The sequence below is a fragment of the Enterocloster aldenensis genome (genome assembly GCF_003434055.1).
Taxonomy (GTDB): Bacteria; Bacillota; Clostridia; order Lachnospirales; family Lachnospiraceae; genus Enterocloster; species Enterocloster aldenensis.
Map to the genome: position 1 here is coordinate 304 of NZ_QVEX01000050.1, position 787 is coordinate 1,090.

1 rRNA gene (cut by a window edge) is annotated in these 787 nt (G+C 50.6%); it reads left to right on the forward strand.

The features are described from left to right. Positions 1–787 (forward strand): 23S ribosomal RNA (locus tag DWX59_RS28425); its annotated part reaches 303 nt to the left of the window's first position; the annotation flags it as partial.

The window sequence follows — 787 nt, forward strand, 5'->3', positions numbered from 1 at the left end:
GAGACACGAGAAACCTTGTGGGAAGTCGGGGGGACCACCCCCCAAGGCTGAATACTCCTTAGTGACCGATAGAGCATAGTACTGTGAAGGAAAGGTGAAAAGGACCCCGGGAGGGGAGTGAAAGAGAACCTGAAACCCTGTGTTTACAAGCTGTGGGAGCACGTTAAGGTGCGACCGCGTACTTTTTGTAGAACGGTCCGGCGAGTTGCCGGTACTGGCAAGGTTAAGCACTTAAGGTGCGGAGCCGAAGGGAAACCGAGTCTCAAATGGGCGTCAAGTCAGTACAGGCAGACCCGAAACCGGGTGACCTATCCATGTCCAGGTTGAAGCGGAAGTAAAATTCCGTGGAGGACCGGATCCACATCCGTTGAAAAGGGTGGGAATGAGGTGTGGATAGGGGAGAAATTCCAATCGAACCCGGAGATAGCTGGTTCTCCTCGAAATAGCTTTAGGGCTAGCCTTGTATTAGTTTAGCGGAGGTAGAGCACTGAATTCCTAAGGGGGCGTCAAAGCTTACCAAGGGATATCAAACTCCGAATGCCGTATAAATGATGTACAGGAGTCAGACTGCACGAGATAAGTTGGGTAGTCAAAAGGGAAAGAGCCCAGACCTACAGCTAAGGTCCCAAAGTATGTGTTAAGTGGAAAAGGATGTGGGATTTCAAAGACAACTAGGATGTTGGCTCAGAAGCAGCCACACATTCAAAGAGTGCGTAATAGCTCACTAGTCGAGAGGTCCTGCGCCGAAAATGTCCGGGGCTGAAACACAACACCGAAGCTTAGGAAT